This window comes from Streptomyces sp. NPDC029044, assembly GCF_040637495.1.
GTDB lineage: Bacteria > Actinomycetota > Actinomycetes > Streptomycetales > Streptomycetaceae > Streptomyces.
On the sequence record NZ_JBEZWN010000048.1, the window covers coordinates 24,783 to 39,661 of the forward strand.

The window sequence follows — 14,879 nt, forward strand, 5'->3', positions numbered from 1 at the left end:
TGCTGCCGCAAAGGGGCCCGGTGGACAACCGGTGGACAGCTGTGCGTGACGCTCCACCAGGGGACTCGTGCTGCTCCTGGGCGATGGGCGAAATCCGCCGGTCTCCGATGGGGCGATGGGCATCATGTTCGGCAGGGGGCCTGGCGATGATTGGCGTGAGCGCACGCAGTAGCCGATCGGGACGCATCGAAGGCTCGGCGTTCGTGCACTCGGTGAGCCCGGTCCGCTTGGACGAACGCAAGATGCACGCGCCGACCCGGATCCTGGGACGCTTGATGATGACCGCCTCGCAGACCGACAGTACGCGAGCCTGAACGAAGAGGGCCGGTCGGCAGCTCAGGCCGTGGGACCTGGCTGCCGGAATCCGGGCGGCCGTCGCGGCTGATGGCCTGAGCGCTGAGGAAGTCGAGATCCCCGTCGGGCTCCTCGACGAGTTGATTGGGCTCGTTTTCTCGCCTGACTGGCGAAGATCAGGCGTCGTGTGTTGGCCCCGTAGGGCGGAATGAAGTGGAACCACCAGGCGGCCCTCGCCTACAGCAAGCTGCACCGCGAGATGGAGCTCCCGGACCAGCTCATCAAGCGCGTCAGGGTCCACGACACCGGCCTGTTCGTGACGACCTCGACGTCCAAGGCCGACCGGAGCGGCAAAGGCGCCGGTCGTTTCATCCAGGGCCGGACAATAGCCATCAGCCTGACAACGCCAGTTCGCTGGCCCGGGGGCTTCGTCAGAAAACGGAGGGTGTCCTCAAGCCCGGATCAGCCGTCGGCAAGCGTCGCTGCCACCGACTGAAACCAGGCGCCGTAGGAGAACGGCTCGGGCGGGCCGACCTCCATGCCGAGTTCGGCGGCTGCCAAGGCGTAGTCCCCCTCGTCCAGGGAGAGGGCGAGCAACTCGTGGAGTTCGCCCACGAGGCGTGCGACCAGTTGGGGCTCGGTCGTGGCTGCGTAGTCGGCAACGGCGGCGTCGTGGTTGGCGAACTCGTCGACGATGTCCTGCGAGAACCAGCCGCCAAGCAGTTGCGTGGTTTCCGGGAAGCGTGCGTGCCACTCCCAGTGAGTCTGTGGGGACGACGGTTCCGGGACGTCGCCTTCCTCGACGCTCTTTTTCAGGTGGTCAGCCAGCGTCATCAGCCAGTCGCCGATCTCCGACTCAACCATCCCGGTGTCCGGGATCGCGTAGAACTCGCCCAGCCTGTGCCGGATGCGGCCTGGCGGGTTGCGGCTGTACTCGCGCAGCTGGCGCTCCGCCTCCGCGATGGCCCAGGGGCGGGTGTGCCAGGTGTGACGGAGGTATGCGTCCAGCGCGCGGCTGCGCCGCTCCGGGGTGTCGTCGGCCGACTGCCCCAGGTACGCGCGCATCACCTGGTCCAGCTCGCCGTACCGGCGGTCGTGTTCCAGGGGCTTCATGGACATGTGCGTGCGGCCCCTACAGGTAGAACGGGACGGTCGTGTGGACGACGAAGCCGTGCGGGCTCGAAGGCTCGCGGCGCAGCACAAGGCGCGCCGCGCGGACATCGACGGGCCCCCGCCCGGCCAGCAGGTCGCCCTCCAGCTGGACCCGGCCCACGGGCTCCTCGCGGGATGGCCAGGCGGCTTCGATGGTGAGGCGGGCCCGGGTGCCCTGGGCGAGCCAGCGGTGGATGACCTGCTCGTTGGTGGTCACGACCTGCTGGGTGGCCCATTGGGCGGTCTCCCGGTCGGGATAGGAGGCGGAGCGGGTCAGCACGAGGGCATCCTCTCGAAGTATCTGGTCGGGAGCTGTATGCGTGCGGCTCAGAGGTCGGAGAAGTTCCAGAACATGCCGACCTCGGTGTCCGAGACGACGATCAGGCCACAGTCCTCCGTGTAGACGCTGAGCGGGCTATACGCCCAGCTCGACGACGTGAAGTCGAGCGTGCCGCGCACATGACCGGGCATCTTGATGTTGGTGTGATAGCTGGCCCCGTCTCCGTAACGCGCCAGGATCGTGCGCGCCATCTCCCGCAATTCCTCCTCGCTCTCCGTGAAGCGCCTCAGGTTGGACAGGGTGCACCTGTCGTCCGTGATGGCCAGGAGCAGGTTCTCGGCGCTGTTCCGGTCGATCTCCTGAAGACGCGGCGCGACGTACTCCGGGGGGTGGACGACGAAGGGGTACGTAGGGGAAGCCTCGCGCTCCGGGCTCTGGGCCGCGTCGTCGAGACCGGTCCAGCCCCGTGGGTCCGGGACCCGCGCCATCAGCGCGAGGACATCGAACACCCAGTCCTCGTGGCGGCGCGGGCCCGTGGCGTCGTACGGGTACGCGTCCTCGTACAGGTGGCGTACCGCGGCTTCCCAGGAGGCCTGGTCGACGGACATGTGGTGCTGGCCTTTCTCGGTCGGCTTGGCGGGGCTAGGGCTTGTAGGGCATCGACGTCATGACGGTGAACGGCGGGGTGCGACTGCTGTCATACCTGATGCGCGTGTCGATGCCATTCACGTCGGACCCCTTGGCGTTCAGGCCGCCCTGCTTGTAACCGGACAGCGGATCGTTGGGGTCCGTCGGCTGCTTGCTCACGCTGCGGCCACTGGTCTCGCCGTTGGGCGCCGTCGAGTAGAACGGCTCGACCTCGCCGTCAGCCGGTGGGGGCGGGCCCTTGATCCACGCATCGATGGCGGCCTTGTTCTGGTTGAGGTTGTACTCGGTCAGTTCCTCCGCCCGCTGGTAGTTCGGGAAGGCCGAAGAGGCTCCGATCTTCGGCTTGCCGTACGGCCAGGCCTGCGTCGGGCCGTTCGCCTGCTGGTCGCGCAGGCGCTGCGCGAGCTGCTCGTCCGTCTTGCCGACGTGCTTGTCAAGGGTGTGGCCGTCCGCCATGTACTCGTTGGCGGCGAGGTTGAGGTCGTACTTGCCGGCCGAGTCGACCTTCAGCCAGACCTGCGAGTCCTTGAACTCCTCCAGGGCCCGCATGCCGAAGCCTTCCGCACGCGCCTCCTGGGCTTCGAATCTCGGAGCGCTCCGGTGCGCCTCGTCCAAGGGGGCCATGAGCGCATCGAGTTGGGGAACGAGCGCGTCGACTCGTCGGTTGTATGTGGTGACGATCAAGTTCAACTTGGCGGTGTCCATGTTCAGCACGATGCCCAGGCCCAACTGGCTCGCGCCCTTGCCGACACCTTTGACCACGCCTTTGACCAGACCTTTGACGTCGTCCATGCCGACGCCGTCCTTGAGGTTGACCTCGACCTTGGGGATCGCGTCGCGTACGGCCTCGATGTAGACGTCCCACACCTCGCGATTGAGGTAGACGGCCGCTTCTGCGAACCCGTAGAGGAGGTCGCTGACTTTCTGAGCCGTGTCGAACAGCACGGTCATCACGGGGTGGGTGGCGGTCTGCGAGGAGGAACTGTCGTGTCTCCAGTTGTAGTTCTCGCGGTTCTGGTGGCCCCACGCCGTCGTGCCCCACAGCGAACTGCAGAACTGGCGCATCGCGTCGTGCCACTCGCTGTTGGTCTGCTGCGTGATGCTGCTGACGTTCCCGGTCAGCCCGCTCTCCGCCATGGAGAGCGAGGTGGTCGTCGCCATCCACGCCTTGGACAGCGCGTTCAGGTAGTGCTGCTGCGGATACGGGTAGACGTCGGCGACCTTGCCCATCCGGTAGGCGTGCTTCACCACCGGCCTCAGTACGTCCCGGACCGGCTCGGGCACCCACTCGAGGAGCCTGCGGACGAAGTCGTCGCCGCCGTCGTCGTCGCCCCACTTCAGATTCGGCACGGAGCCGTAGGCGGGCGGCTTCTCGATGACCTGCGGCAACGGCTGGACGACCGGCTTCGCCTTCCCCTTGGGGTCGTTGGCCGCCTCCGCCTTCGCATAGGCGTTGGCGGTCGCGGTGAAGCCGACCGCCGCACCCCCAATGCTGACGACGCTCTTGGCCCATACCTCGAGGAAGCGATTGCCCACCTTGACGTACGACGTCGCGAACGCCTGGGGCGAGGTCCCGTAACCGCCGGCGTCCGGGTACTTGTGCAGGTCGTCGAGCAGGGTCTTGGCACCTCTGTCCATCACGGTCTGCTGGCTCGCCACACCGCCGGAGACGCGGTGGAGGTCGGTCGGTTTGACGTCGATGGTGCCGTTCTGGCCCGGCGGTGGTGTCCCCATCAGCCGGTCCCCCAGCCGCGCAGCACGGCCTGGTGCGCTGCCGCATAGTTGATGTGGCTCGTGGTCGCGCACTCGTGGAGCCACTTCTGGGCCGCCTGGAGGTCCTGGGCCGAGCGGTCCCACTCGTCGAGTTTGTCGACGAAGACCTCGCGGGCCTCCCCCTCCCAGGACAGCACGACCGGCACAACCCGGTCGTGGAGGTCGTCCAGACTGCCGTTGAGCTTTTTGAGGATGTCCTCCAGGTCGGCTGCGAGCTCGCGGAGGGTGGCGAAGGAGACGGTTATGTGATCGTCGTCCGTGCTCCCGGTCGGCATGGTTCCCCGTTTCGTAGGGTGTCATCGCGGTTGCTGCAGGGTGCAGGAGAGGCCGTCAGAAAGAGTCGAGGCTGCTGCGCGGATGGGCGGGCCCGGTCGTCTCCGGGTTGGGTGTCGACAACTTGTTGACCTCGCTGTCGATGTCCACCGGGATACTCCGCAGTTGGGCCATCACATCCAGTTCCTGTTCCGTGAAGCCGTCCCGGCTCAGGCGTACGGCCTGCTCGAGGTGCCGGATCACTTCACGGATGCGCACGGCGTCCTCGGCCGCCGCCCGGTGGAACTCGCGGTACGCCGTCGCCGCTGGTCCTTGCCAACCCGCTTCGATGCGGTCGACGATCGTGTCCATCCGCCTGACCTGCTTGTCCAGGTGATTTTGCATGTCGTCGAGGTCATCAGCCAGTTTGGTGAGGTCCTGGCTCGACACCTTCAGATCGACGCCGCCCTCCTGGCCGGCGCCTGCTCCACGTAGACCCATGCTTCGTACCCCCGCCCCCGTGACTTCGGCATGGCAAACCGCGTGTGTGCGGTGATCCTAACTTTGCGCTCTGCCGACGCCCGGCGGCGGGTCCGGGGGAGGGCAGCCGACGGGCAGGCACGACACCTCGGGTGATCTACCCATCCATCTGGCTGCGCGCCCGGTGCACTTGTAGAGGTCCGACAGCGACCGGTGCTCGTCGCTTCGAGCGGGGAGACCTGGCGCAGCCAGCTCAACTGAGGTCGCGCCGGTGGGCGGCTGGCAGCTCCACCGGTGGACAGCCGGTGGACAGACGCCTTTGGACCGTGCACCACGGGGTGGCACAGGGCAACCTGCCGCACATCTTCTGATCAGGCGGAACGTCACTACGCAGCACGACGGGGCACCAGACAACATGATCGCTCATGGTCTCGTAATGCGTAGGTCTCGGGTTCGAATCCCGAAGGCGGCTCCGGCGAAACCCCAGGTCACATGGTTGTGACCTGGGGTTTCTTGCTGTTCATGCTGTTTGGTTGGGGTGGGAGACCAAGCTGGTGACCTGTGAATCGCGATGCGCAGGCCGGGGTCTGACGACGAGGGCAGGCGACCTGAGCCGGGGCAAGCGAGAGGGGGGATCAGATGGCCGAGGTGATGCGTTGGAGCTCCGGGCGAGGAGCTCCAGCTCAACGAGGGGAAGCACTAACTGGTCTTCCGGCAAGGGACTCCCTCAGCCCTGATCTCGAACCGGTCAGAGCCGCTCGGGCGTCCGGATGCCCAGCTGGGCCGTGCCCTGGTGCAGACCGTTCTCAACCTTGCTGGAGCCCGGATCGCACCGCGTCAGATCCTGACCACACGGACGACGGGGCCGCACAGCGTCATGAGGTCCTCGGGGTCCGAGGTCAGGACGGTCACGGGGGAGGGGGAGGCTGTCGCAGTGGCGGCCACGATCGCGTCGATGGCGTACTTGTGACCGTGCAGGCCGGCTGCGGCGAGCAGCTTGCTCGCGTGGCGGGCGATGGCTTCGGTGGGCGTGACGATGTTGAGGCGCGAGACGGCATAGTCGAAACGGGCCTGGCTGGTCTTGGGGTCGCGGGCTTCGACGAGGGTGACGGAGCTGGTGAGGACACGGATGTCCTCGGCTTCGGCGGCGGCGAGCCATTCGGTGAGCTCGGGTGTGCGTCGTACGAGCTGGGACAGGCCTTCGCAGTCCAGGACGAGGGTGCCGCTCACGCAGCGTCCGCCGAACCCGCCGTATCGCCACGCAGGGCCGCCCGCTTCGCCTCGACCGCTGCCTGGTCAAGAGGGCCGTGCTCGGCTTCGGCGTCCTCGATGAGTTCCCGCAGCCGGTCGCGCTCCAGTTGGCGCTGGATGAGGGCTTCGACGTACGCGGACATGCCGCGCTTGCCGGTGCGCGCCTTGAGTGCCGCGATGGTGCCTTCATGGAGGGAGACGGAGACCGGGCGGACGGGGCCTTCGCCGGGAGCGGGGGTGGTGGCCATGGAGCCAGTTTAACAAGATTGTTGTTATTTCGACGGCGACTCCACTGGAACCCCAGGGTCACACGCTCGTGACCTGGAGTTTTGGTGTTCGGAAGCGCCGGGCGGACGACAGATACGTCGTCGAGCGTCGTGCGCTGCGTCGTAGGGTCCAGACCGGCCCAGGACCGCCCGCTGATGACGGCGTCCGCCGCGTCCAGCCCGCACTCGGCGAGCAGCCGCGGCAGCGCGGCCGCCTCGTCGTTGAGGACCGGCACGCGCGGGAAGCGCTCGGCGAGCGACGACGCGAGCCGGGGGTTGATCTCCACGGCCAGGTGATGGCCGCGGCCGCCGAGGAGTTCCTGGATCAATCCGGTGAACGCCCCGGTGCCGGGCCCGAGTTCGACGACCACGGGGTCGCCGGACTCGGGCAGGGGCAGGGCCACCTCGGTGGCCGGCCGGCGCGAACTGGGAGCCATGGCATCGACCTGCCGGGGACTGCGCAGGAACGCTCTGAACACCGACCCGGGTGCCGCGGTCTCACTCGTCCACTTCTGTGCCTCTCGGGCTCGTAGGGATCGGTGGATCGGCCGGCGCGTCTGCGGCGGGACTACTCGCGCATGCCCGCCAGCTCCACCGGCCGGGTGCGCAGGGCGAACGACGCGGGCAGGGTGGCCGCGAGGACCGCGAGGACGGCGCTCGCGGCGATCACCGCACCCACCGTGGGCCAGGGCACGACGATCGCGGAGCGCACGTCGAGCAGGCCGAGGGCGGTGCGGACGCCGAGCAGGTTCACCGTCGAGACGGCTGCGCCGAGCACCGCGCCGACCACCACGACCATCACCGACTCGACGGCGACCAGGCGCAGCACCTGGGTCTTCGTCGCGCCCGTCAGGCGCAGCGCGGCGAGGTCGCGGACCCGGTCCGTGGTGGCCATGACCAGCGTGTTGGCCAGCGCGATGCCCGTGTAGACCAGGGCGATGGCCAGGATCATCAGCAGGCCGAGCCGGGCGGACTCGCTGGAGCGCGGGTAGTGCTCGTCGATCCACTGCCCGGCGCCGAGCACCTCGACGCCGCTCGCCTCGCCCGCCGCGCGCAGCCGCCGGTCGACGGCGGCCCGGTCCGCGTCGGCGGCGACCTTGATGTCGACGCGGTCGACGCCCGCGCCGGCGGCGTTGCGCGCGGAGAGGTACACGCCGTTGTCGCCGGTACCGACCCCGAGGACCGCGGCGATCCTGAGGTTCACCTTGCGGCCGTCGCCCAGCCAGACGGGCACCCGGTCGCCGACGCGGGTGGTCAGCCATTCCTCGTTGACGACGATGCTGTCGTCGTCCAGGTCGGCCAGTTTCCCTGCCACGACGGGGAGGTGGGACACCTTGCGAAGCTCCGTGCCGCTGTCGACGGCGCGGGCCTCGGAGCGGACGAGGGCGGTGCCCTCCTCCAGGACGGTCACGCCGGTCGAGCGGGACGTGCTGACCGTGACGCCGGGAACGTCACGGGCCGCCCGGACGAACCCGGCGGGCAGCGCCCGGCCGGCGTCGCCCGACGAGACCACGTAGTCGGCGCGCGTCTGGGTGCGGGCCTCGGTGGCCTTGGCCTCGTTGATGGTGGCGGTCGTGCCCATCAGGGAGCAGGCGAGCGCCACGGTGATGATGACCGGCGCGGCCACGGCCGCCGTCCGGCGCACCCCCGCCGCCGCGTTCTCCCGCGCCAGCATGCCCACGGCGCCCGGCAGCCGGGCGGGCAGCCAGGTCAGCAGCCGGGTCAGCGGCCGCACCAGCAGCGGTGCGAGCAGGGCCATCGCCACGATGAGCAACATCGGCTGGGTGATGTACGTCTTGCGCTTCAGCACGTCGCCGGGGTTGTCGACCAGCGCCATGACGAGCAGGCCGAGGCCGGTGAGCAGCACGGCGGCGGCCACCAGGAGGCGGCTGACCGGCATGGTGCCGCTGTCGACGGCGGACTCCCGCAGCGCGGCCGTCGGGCCGGTCCGGCCCGCGCGGAAGGACGCCACGACGACGCCGCACAGGGCCACCGTCAGGCCGGTCCAGAAGGCGACATGGAGCGGCCAGGCCTGCTCACCGATCCGGAACCAGGTCGGGGCGAGGCCCTCTCCCGACATCCACGAGGCGAGCCGCGGCGCGGCCCATCGGCCCAGCCGGCACCCCGCGCTCGAGGCGAGCACCCCGATCACCAGGGCCTCCGCGTAGACCATGCGCCGCACCTGGCCGGGTGTCGCGCCCGCCATCCGCAGCAGTCCGAACTCCCGCCTGCGCTGCGCCACCGCGAAGGTGAACGTCGAGGCGACCACGAACACCGACACGAACGCGGTGATGCCGGCCGCCGTGCCGAGCAGGGCGTTCACGGAGACCAGGGCCTCCTTGTCGCGGTCCGGGTCGGGGTCGGCGCGCCGCCGGTCGTCGCCGGCGAGGACGGTCAGGCCTGAGTCGGTGCCGAGCGCCGTGCGGACGGCGGCCGGGTCGGCGTCCACGGTCACCCGGTCGATGCGCGGGGAGAGGCGCGCGGCCTCGGCGGCGGTGAAGAACACCGCCGACTCGAAGCCGGCCGCAGGCACCGTGCCGACCACGGTGCGGGTGCCAGCGCCCTCGGGCGTGACGACCTGGATCCGGTCCCCGGCGCGCACCTGCGCGCCGGGCCCGGTCGTGACGACGACTTCGCCGGGCGACGTGGGGGCGCGTCCGGAGGTGAGACGGTACGGCGTGGCCGCCGCGACGGCCCAGGAGTGGCCCACGAGCGCGGTGTCCGCGCCGATCCGCCGGTCCGCGTCCGGCACCGAGACCGGGAACGTACGGTCCTCGGCGACGGGGCCCACCGTGGCAAGCTCGGCGGCCAGTTCCTCCGGAACGGCACGGGGGTTGGTCAGCGTCGACGTCCGCACGCCGATCGGGGTGTCGGCCTTCACCTCGTCCGTGCCCTGCACCACGACCCGTGCCTCGGCGAACCGTTCGGTGCCCCGTTCCGGCGCGTCGAACGTCGCCGCGAGCGCGAGGCCCGTGGTGGCGATGAGGCCGACCCCGAGCGCGAGCGCGACGAACGAACCGACGAACGTGACCCAGCGGGTGCGCATCCCGCGCAGCGCGAGACTCAGCACGACGCCACCGCCGAGGCCTTCGACGGGACGGCGCTCAGGGCGGTCATCCGCTGGGCGACCTGCTCGGCCGTCGGCGCGTACAGCTCGCCCTGGACCGTGCCGTCGGCGAGGAAGAGCACCCGGTCCGCGTAGGAGGCGGCGACCGGGTCGTGCGTCACCATGATCACCGTCTGGCCGCGGTCGACCATCGTCCGCAGCAGCGTCAGCACCTCGCGGCTGGTGGTGGAGTCCAGGGCGCCCGTCGGCTCGTCGCCGAACAGTACCTCCGGCTTGGTGACCAGGGCGCGGGCGAGCGCCACGCGCTGCTGCTGGCCGCCCGACATCTCGCTGGGCCGGTGCCCGGCACGCTCGCGCAGGCCGACCTGCTCCAGGACGTTCAGGACCTCGGACCGCCTGGGGCGGCGGCCCGCGAGCCGCAGCGGCAGCCCGACGTTCTGCTCGGCGGTCAGCGCGGGCAGCAGGTTGAAGGCCTGGAAGACGAACCCGATGCGCCGCCGGCGCAGCAGCGTCAGCTTCTTCTCGCTCAGCCGGGTCAGATCGGTCTCCCCGAGGAAGACCTGGCCCCCGGTCGGCCGGTCGAGCCCCGCCGTGCACTGCAACAGGGTCGACTTGCCGGAGCCCGAGGGGCCCATGACGGCGGTGAAGGTACCCCGCGGGATGTCGAGACTGACCTGGTCGAGGGCGGTGACCGCGTTGTCGCCGGTCCCGTAGGACCGGGTCACGGAGCGGAGCCGGACGGCTGCTTGATTCATGGTGTCCACTCAATCGGGCCCGCTCGACGGTGACATCGCAGCGGGACGGAGTCTTGGGGGTGGAGGTAGCTCCACCCTCCTGTGCGCGATGGCTGCACCCGGCGCGGATAAGGCGGGACGCAAGTCCGCAGACCGCGCGATGCGCTCCGGCACATCGCAGCCGGGCCCGGTCCCGGCCGGCAGCCTGCGCCCGCCCCGATGGTGGAGCCAGCTGGGTGGTCCGGGCCGGAAAGGTCTCATAACGTGCGGTGCATGCACCCCCCGACGATCTGGACCCGGCTCCACCTGCGCCGCTACCTACGCAGCGGCTGGCCCTGGCGCGCTGCGCTGTACCTGCTCAGCAGCGCGGTCCTCGGCCTGGTCACGCTGCTCACGCTGGTGCTGCTCGCCGTCGCGGGCAGCGTGCTCACCGTGGTCGTCGTCGGCCTGCCACTGCTGCTCGTCCTCGTCCTCACGGGGGTGCCGCTGGCCTCGGTCGAGCGCAGCCGGATGCGTCTGATCGACAGCGAGCCGCTCACCGATCCGCACCGCGAACCCGACCGCACCGGCCTCACCGCCTGGCTGCGCACCCGGCTCCAGGAACGCGCCACCTGGCGCGAGCTGGGCTACGCGGTGCTCTTCGGCTTCCTGCTGTGGCCCCTCGAAGCACTGGTCGTGGGTTCGGTCCTGCTCGTGTGCGGCGGGCTGCTCGCGACGCCGGTGATGCTGGCGGTCGACGGCGAGGAGGCGCGGGTCCTCAAGATGTGGATCGTGGACAGCCGGCCCGGGGCGCTCGCCGCGGCGCTCGCCGGGCTGCTGCTGATGCCCGTCTTCGCCTACCCGCTCGGCGCGATCGCCGCGGGCCGGGCCGCCCTGACCCGCTTCCTGCTGGCCTCGCCGACCGGCGAACTGAACTCGAAGATCAAGGAGCTGGGCCGCTCCCGGGTCCGTCTCGTGGACGCCTTCGAGGCGGAGCGGCGCCGCATCGAGCGCGATCTGCACGACGGGGCGCAGCAGCGGCTCGTCGCCCTGTCCATGACGCTCGGCCTGGCCCGCCTCGACGCGGCGGACGGTCCGCTCGGCCCGCTGCTCGCCAAGGCGCAGGGCGAGGCGGCCACCGCGCTGGTCGAGATCAGGGAGCTGATCCGCGGCATCCACCCCCAAGTCCTCACCGACCGGGGCCTGGTGGCGGCCGTGGAGGATCTCGCGGACCGCTCGACGATCCCCGTCGACGTGCACCTCGACCTGCCGGTCCGGCCCCCGGAGGCGATCGAGACGGCCGTGTACTTCGCGGTCAGCGAGGCCCTCGCCAACGTCGCCAAGCACAGCGGCGCGAGCTGGGCCGTGGTGCGGGGCGGCCTGGAGAACGGGCAGCTGGCCGTGGAGGTCGAGGACGACGGTCACGGGGGCGCGGACACCGAGCGGGGGACGGGCCTCCAGGGCGTCGCCGATCGCGTCTCGGTCCTCGACGGCCGCCTGCTGGTGTCCAGTCCGGTCGGCGGGCCCACGGTGTTCCGCCTGCTGGTACCCTGCTCAACCCCCTGATACGACCGCGTGATTGAGGAACTGATGCTGCGCATCGTGCTGGCCGAGGACAGTGTCCTGCTCCGCGAAGGACTCGTCGGCCTCATGGAGCGCTTCGGGCACCAGGTGGTCGCAGCGGTGGGTAACGCGGACGAACTCACCGAGGCGGTCGCCGCGCACGAACCCGACATCGTGGTGACCGACGTACGGATGCCGCCGGGCTTCTCCGACGAGGGACTGCGTGCCGCCATCGCCCTGCGCCGCCGCCGGCCCGGACTGCCGATCCTGGTCCTCAGCCAGTACATCCAGCGGTCCTACGCCGAGGACCTGCTCGATTCCTCCGACGGCACCGGGGTGGGCTATCTCCTCAAGGAACGGATCGGCCACGTCGAGGAGTTCGTCGACGCGGTGCACCGGGTCGCGGAGGGCGGCACCGTCGTCGACCCCGAGGTGGTGCGCCAGCTGATCAGGCACCGGCGCGACCCGCTGGCCCGGCTCACCGCACGGGAGCAGGAGGTGCTCGCGCTGATGGCGGAGGGCAAGTCCAACGCGTCGATCGCCGCGGCCATGGTGGTGAGCGAGGGCACCGTCAGCAAGCACTTCGGGTCCATCCTCACCAAGCTCGACCTCTCCCTCGACGACACGACCAACCGCCGGGTCCTCGCGGTCCTCGCGTATCTGCGCGGCCGGCCCGGGGTGGAGACAGCCTAGGTGTGCTGACCGGACAGGTCGGTGGCGCGGCCGGACGGGGTTCGGCCCCAGACCGCCAGCAGGGCGTCCTCACGGGCGCAGGTGCTCCACCCGCCCCCCGGGCCGGACGGGAGCCGGCCCGGGGTTCGCGCGGGTCTCAGCCGGTGGTCTCCCGCTCCACCGGGAGCCACAGTTCGGCGTCCGCCTCCGTGCCGTCGGGTGACAGGCGGGTGCGGAGGATCTCCGGGCCGGGGCGGGTGCGGTAGGGGTTGGACGGGAACCACTCGGTGAACACGTCGCGCCAGAGTTCCTGGACGGCCCGGGGGACCGGGCCCGACGTGGTGAAGACCGCCCAGGTGCCGGCCGGGACCGGCAGGCCGGTGGTGCCTTCGGGGGCCGGGGGCGAGGCCGGGGCGTCGGTGATCACGGCGTGGTAGTAGTCGAGTTCCGTGCCCTCCGCCCGGCTCGGGTCCAGGTCGTCGCAGACCGCGACGAGGCCCCGCGGTTCCTGGCCGGACAGCTCCTCCAGCCGGCCCACCGCGGACTTGTCGAGCCCGCGGACGAAATCGATGATCGCCTGGTTCGGACCGGAGTGGATCAGGGGGATCCGGGTCTTGAATCCCGTGACGGTGAAGGCCGGGCGGTCGACGACGCGGTAATGCATGCTGCTGTTCCCTTCGACGGTGAGGCGGAAGGCCAACCGGGGCTGGGAGACGAGCACGGCACCGGTGCGCCGGGCCTCGCCCGGACCCACGCCGTGCATCGTGCGGAACGCCCGGGCGAACGCCTCGCCGGAGCCGTAGCCGTAGCGGACCGCGATCTCCAGGAGCGTCGCGTCCCCCGCCAGCACCTCCGCGCCCGCCACCGTCAACCGGCGGCGGCGGACGTACTCCGACAGGGGCATGCCGGCCAGGGCGGAGAACATGCGGCGCAGGTGGTACTCCGAGGTGCACACCGTACGCGCCAGGTCCGCCACGTCGACGGTGCCGCCGAGGTTCCGTTCGATCCGGTCCATCGCCTGGTTGAGCCGGTCCAGCACGTCCGGTCTCCTTCCTTTTCGTGCTTTCACGCTAGGCAGCGCGGGCCCCGCCGCACCCGACATCCTGTGCCCGCTCCGGTCGGGTGCCGCCCGGCTGCCGCCTGCGCCGAACGGCGTAGGCGCACCGCCGTCCGGCAGGCGTCCGCGAAGGGTCCTCACCGTGAACGGCTAGCATCGCCGGTCAGTCCGTCAGCTGCCGACCGGGACGAGGTGAGGACATGGGGGCGCCCCGCATCGCCGTCGCCGTGGTGACGATGGGCAACCGGCCCGCGGAGGTCGACGCCCTGCTGGAGTCCGTGGCCAAGCAGGACGTACCGCCCGAGCGGATCGTCGTCGTCGGCAACGGCTGCCCGCTGCCCGAGTTCGCCCGGCGGCTGTCGCTGCCCGGCGAGGTCACCGCCGTCGAGCTCGACGAGAACCTCGGCTGCCCCGGCGGGCGCAACGCGGCCCTCGCCCGGCTGCGGGAGTTCGGTGACATCGACGTCGTGGTGGACCTGGACGACGACGGTCTGCTCGTCGACCCCGATGTGCTGCGCCGCGTACGGGATCTGTACGCCGCCGACGAGCGGCTCGGCATCGTCGGCTTCCGCATCGCCGACGAGCTCGGTGAGACGCAGCAGCGGCACGTGCCCCGCGTCGGCAACTCGGACCCTCTCCGGGGCGGTTACGTCACCGGCTTCCTCGGCGGCGGGCACGCCCTGCGGATGACGATGCTCGACGAGGTCGGCGACTGGCCCGCCGAGTTCTTCTTCGCGCACGAGGAGACCGACCTCGCATGGCGCGCGGCGGACGCCGGCTGGCGGATCCTGTACGCGCCGGAGCTGTTGCTCCGGCATCCGAAGACCTCGCCCGCCCGGCACGCCATCTACTACCGGGTGAACGCACGCAACCGGGTCTGGCTGGCCCGCCGCCGGCTGCCGCTCCCGCTCATCCCCGTCCACCTGGGGGTGTGGGTGCTGCTCACCCTCGCCCGGAACCGGTCGGGCGCCGGGCTGCGCGCGTGGTTCGGCGGATTCGTGGAAGGCGTACGGGAGCCGGCGGGGGAGCGGCGGCCCATGCGGTGGCGGACGGTGTGGCGGCTCACCCGGCTGGGGCGGCCGCCCGTCATCTGACGCCGGAGAGGTTGAGTGGGCCCCGGCCGTTCACCTCCGCCGACCGGGACCCGGACCCGGCCGCGGCGGCGACACTCCCCCGAGTTGCGCGTCCAGCCGCGCGCACCGCCGGGCCAGATCCGATGTAGTGATCACATCAGGCTTTGCCAACGGATCGCTAACATGTGGCCAACGGTTCGCCGTTGCGTCGTCTGCCGGCCGGCCGGAAGTCGCCGGACCGGGGCCGACGACGGCGTGGACGGCGGCGGTTTCCGGCGGAACAGGCGAAGGCCGAGGTGGCGTAGATCAGCCGCCCGGGGCTGGGAGCTCGTCAGGGC

15 protein-coding genes are annotated in these 14,879 nt (G+C 70.7%); 4 read left to right on the plus strand and 11 right to left on the minus strand.

Annotated elements, in window-relative coordinates; translation table 11 throughout:
- The first annotated feature begins 502 nt into the window (after positions 1 to 502).
- The gene (locus tag AB0E85_RS29350; protein ID WP_361933242.1) at positions 503 to 790 is read left to right on the plus strand and encodes a hypothetical protein; all 288 of its coding nucleotides are present in this window, start codon (positions 503 to 505) and stop codon (positions 788 to 790) included.
- Here the strand turns inward: AB0E85_RS29350 and AB0E85_RS29355 are convergent.
- From AB0E85_RS29355 to AB0E85_RS29400, 10 genes are all read right to left on the minus strand, one after another.
- Positions 757 to 1,413: a contact-dependent growth inhibition system immunity protein gene (locus AB0E85_RS29355; protein WP_361933245.1), complete on the minus strand. Its 657-nt coding sequence runs from the start codon at positions 1,411 to 1,413 to the stop codon at positions 757 to 759. The genes AB0E85_RS29350 and AB0E85_RS29355 overlap by 34 nt on opposite strands.
- Before the next feature lie 13 nt (positions 1,414 to 1,426).
- Entirely contained in the window at positions 1,427 to 1,726 is a 300-nt protein-coding gene (locus tag AB0E85_RS29360; RefSeq protein WP_361933248.1) for an RNase A-like domain-containing protein, read from the minus strand.
- Positions 1,727 to 1,773: 47 nt separating this feature from the next.
- On the minus strand, positions 1,774 to 2,334 hold the full coding sequence (locus tag AB0E85_RS29365) for a hypothetical protein (protein ID WP_361933251.1): 561 nt from the start codon (positions 2,332 to 2,334) through the stop codon (positions 1,774 to 1,776).
- 34 nt (positions 2,335 to 2,368) lie between these two features.
- Complete coding sequence (locus tag AB0E85_RS29370) at positions 2,369 to 4,108, minus strand: RNase A-like domain-containing protein (protein WP_361933254.1); 1,740 nt, start codon at positions 4,106 to 4,108, stop codon at positions 2,369 to 2,371.
- Complete coding sequence (locus AB0E85_RS29375) at positions 4,108 to 4,422, minus strand: WXG100 family type VII secretion target (RefSeq protein WP_361933257.1); 315 nt, start codon at positions 4,420 to 4,422, stop codon at positions 4,108 to 4,110. The genes AB0E85_RS29370 and AB0E85_RS29375 overlap by 1 nt, the downstream gene beginning before the upstream one ends.
- A 55-nt stretch (positions 4,423 to 4,477) precedes the next feature.
- Positions 4,478 to 4,900, minus strand: coding sequence for a WXG100 family type VII secretion target (locus AB0E85_RS29380; protein WP_361933260.1), 423 nt, complete (start codon positions 4,898 to 4,900; stop codon positions 4,478 to 4,480).
- Between the two features lie 816 nt (positions 4,901 to 5,716).
- Entirely contained in the window at positions 5,717 to 6,109 is a 393-nt protein-coding gene (locus AB0E85_RS29385; protein ID WP_361933263.1) for a PIN domain-containing protein, read from the minus strand.
- Positions 6,106 to 6,378, minus strand: a complete 273-nt coding sequence (locus AB0E85_RS29390) for a hypothetical protein (RefSeq protein WP_361933265.1) — start codon at positions 6,376 to 6,378, stop codon at positions 6,106 to 6,108. Before AB0E85_RS29390 ends, AB0E85_RS29385 begins: the two co-directional genes overlap by 4 nt.
- A gap of 586 nt (positions 6,379 to 6,964) precedes the next feature.
- Positions 6,965 to 9,466, minus strand: a complete 2,502-nt coding sequence (locus AB0E85_RS29395) for an FtsX-like permease family protein (protein WP_361933268.1) — start codon at positions 9,464 to 9,466, stop codon at positions 6,965 to 6,967.
- Entirely contained in the window at positions 9,460 to 10,218 is a 759-nt protein-coding gene (locus AB0E85_RS29400; RefSeq protein ID WP_361933271.1) for an ABC transporter ATP-binding protein, read from the minus strand. The genes AB0E85_RS29395 and AB0E85_RS29400 overlap by 7 nt, the downstream gene beginning before the upstream one ends.
- Positions 10,219 to 10,470: 252 nt before the next feature.
- Between AB0E85_RS29400 and AB0E85_RS29405 the strand changes: the two genes are divergently transcribed.
- On the plus strand, positions 10,471 to 11,742 hold the full coding sequence (locus AB0E85_RS29405; RefSeq protein WP_361933273.1) for a sensor domain-containing protein: 1,272 nt from the start codon (positions 10,471 to 10,473) through the stop codon (positions 11,740 to 11,742).
- A 24-nt stretch (positions 11,743 to 11,766) separates the two neighbouring features.
- Entirely contained in the window at positions 11,767 to 12,432 is a 666-nt protein-coding gene (locus AB0E85_RS29410) for a response regulator transcription factor (protein WP_361933329.1), read from the plus strand.
- 136 nt (positions 12,433 to 12,568) lie between these two features.
- Here AB0E85_RS29410 and AB0E85_RS29415 read toward each other — a convergent pair whose 3' ends face one another.
- Positions 12,569 to 13,450, minus strand: a complete 882-nt coding sequence (locus AB0E85_RS29415) for an AraC family transcriptional regulator (protein WP_361933276.1) — start codon at positions 13,448 to 13,450, stop codon at positions 12,569 to 12,571.
- A 218-nt stretch (positions 13,451 to 13,668) separates the two neighbouring features.
- Here AB0E85_RS29415 and AB0E85_RS29420 point away from each other — a divergent pair, with 218 nt between their 5' ends.
- A complete protein-coding gene (locus tag AB0E85_RS29420; RefSeq protein WP_361933278.1) occupies positions 13,669 to 14,562 on the plus strand; it encodes a glycosyltransferase in 894 nt (297 codons plus the stop codon).
- Positions 14,563 to 14,879 lie beyond the last annotated feature (317 nt).

Excerpts from the sequence above, each read along its gene's own strand:
- AB0E85_RS29410 (WP_361933329.1), top strand. The coding sequence starts at position 11,767 with ATGCTGCGCATCGTGCTGGCCGAGGACAGTGTCCTGCTCCGCGAAGGA.
- AB0E85_RS29375 (WP_361933257.1), bottom strand. The coding sequence starts at position 4,422 with ATGCCGACCGGGAGCACGGACGACGATCACATAACCGTCTCCTTCGCC.
- AB0E85_RS29390 (WP_361933265.1), bottom strand. The coding sequence starts at position 6,378 with ATGGCCACCACCCCCGCTCCCGGCGAAGGCCCCGTCCGCCCGGTCTCC.
- AB0E85_RS29355 (WP_361933245.1), bottom strand. The coding sequence starts at position 1,413 with ATGTCCATGAAGCCCCTGGAACACGACCGCCGGTACGGCGAGCTGGAC.
- AB0E85_RS29365 (WP_361933251.1), bottom strand. The coding sequence starts at position 2,334 with ATGTCCGTCGACCAGGCCTCCTGGGAAGCCGCGGTACGCCACCTGTAC.
- AB0E85_RS29370 (WP_361933254.1), bottom strand. The coding sequence starts at position 4,108 with ATGGGGACACCACCGCCGGGCCAGAACGGCACCATCGACGTCAAACCG.
- AB0E85_RS29405 (WP_361933273.1), top strand. The coding sequence starts at position 10,471 with ATGCACCCCCCGACGATCTGGACCCGGCTCCACCTGCGCCGCTACCTA.
- AB0E85_RS29350 (WP_361933242.1), top strand. The coding sequence starts at position 503 with ATGAAGTGGAACCACCAGGCGGCCCTCGCCTACAGCAAGCTGCACCGC.
- AB0E85_RS29400 (WP_361933271.1), bottom strand. The coding sequence starts at position 10,218 with ATGAATCAAGCAGCCGTCCGGCTCCGCTCCGTGACCCGGTCCTACGGG.
- AB0E85_RS29380 (WP_361933260.1), bottom strand. The coding sequence starts at position 4,900 with ATGGGTCTACGTGGAGCAGGCGCCGGCCAGGAGGGCGGCGTCGATCTG.
- AB0E85_RS29420 (WP_361933278.1), top strand. The coding sequence starts at position 13,669 with ATGGGGGCGCCCCGCATCGCCGTCGCCGTGGTGACGATGGGCAACCGG.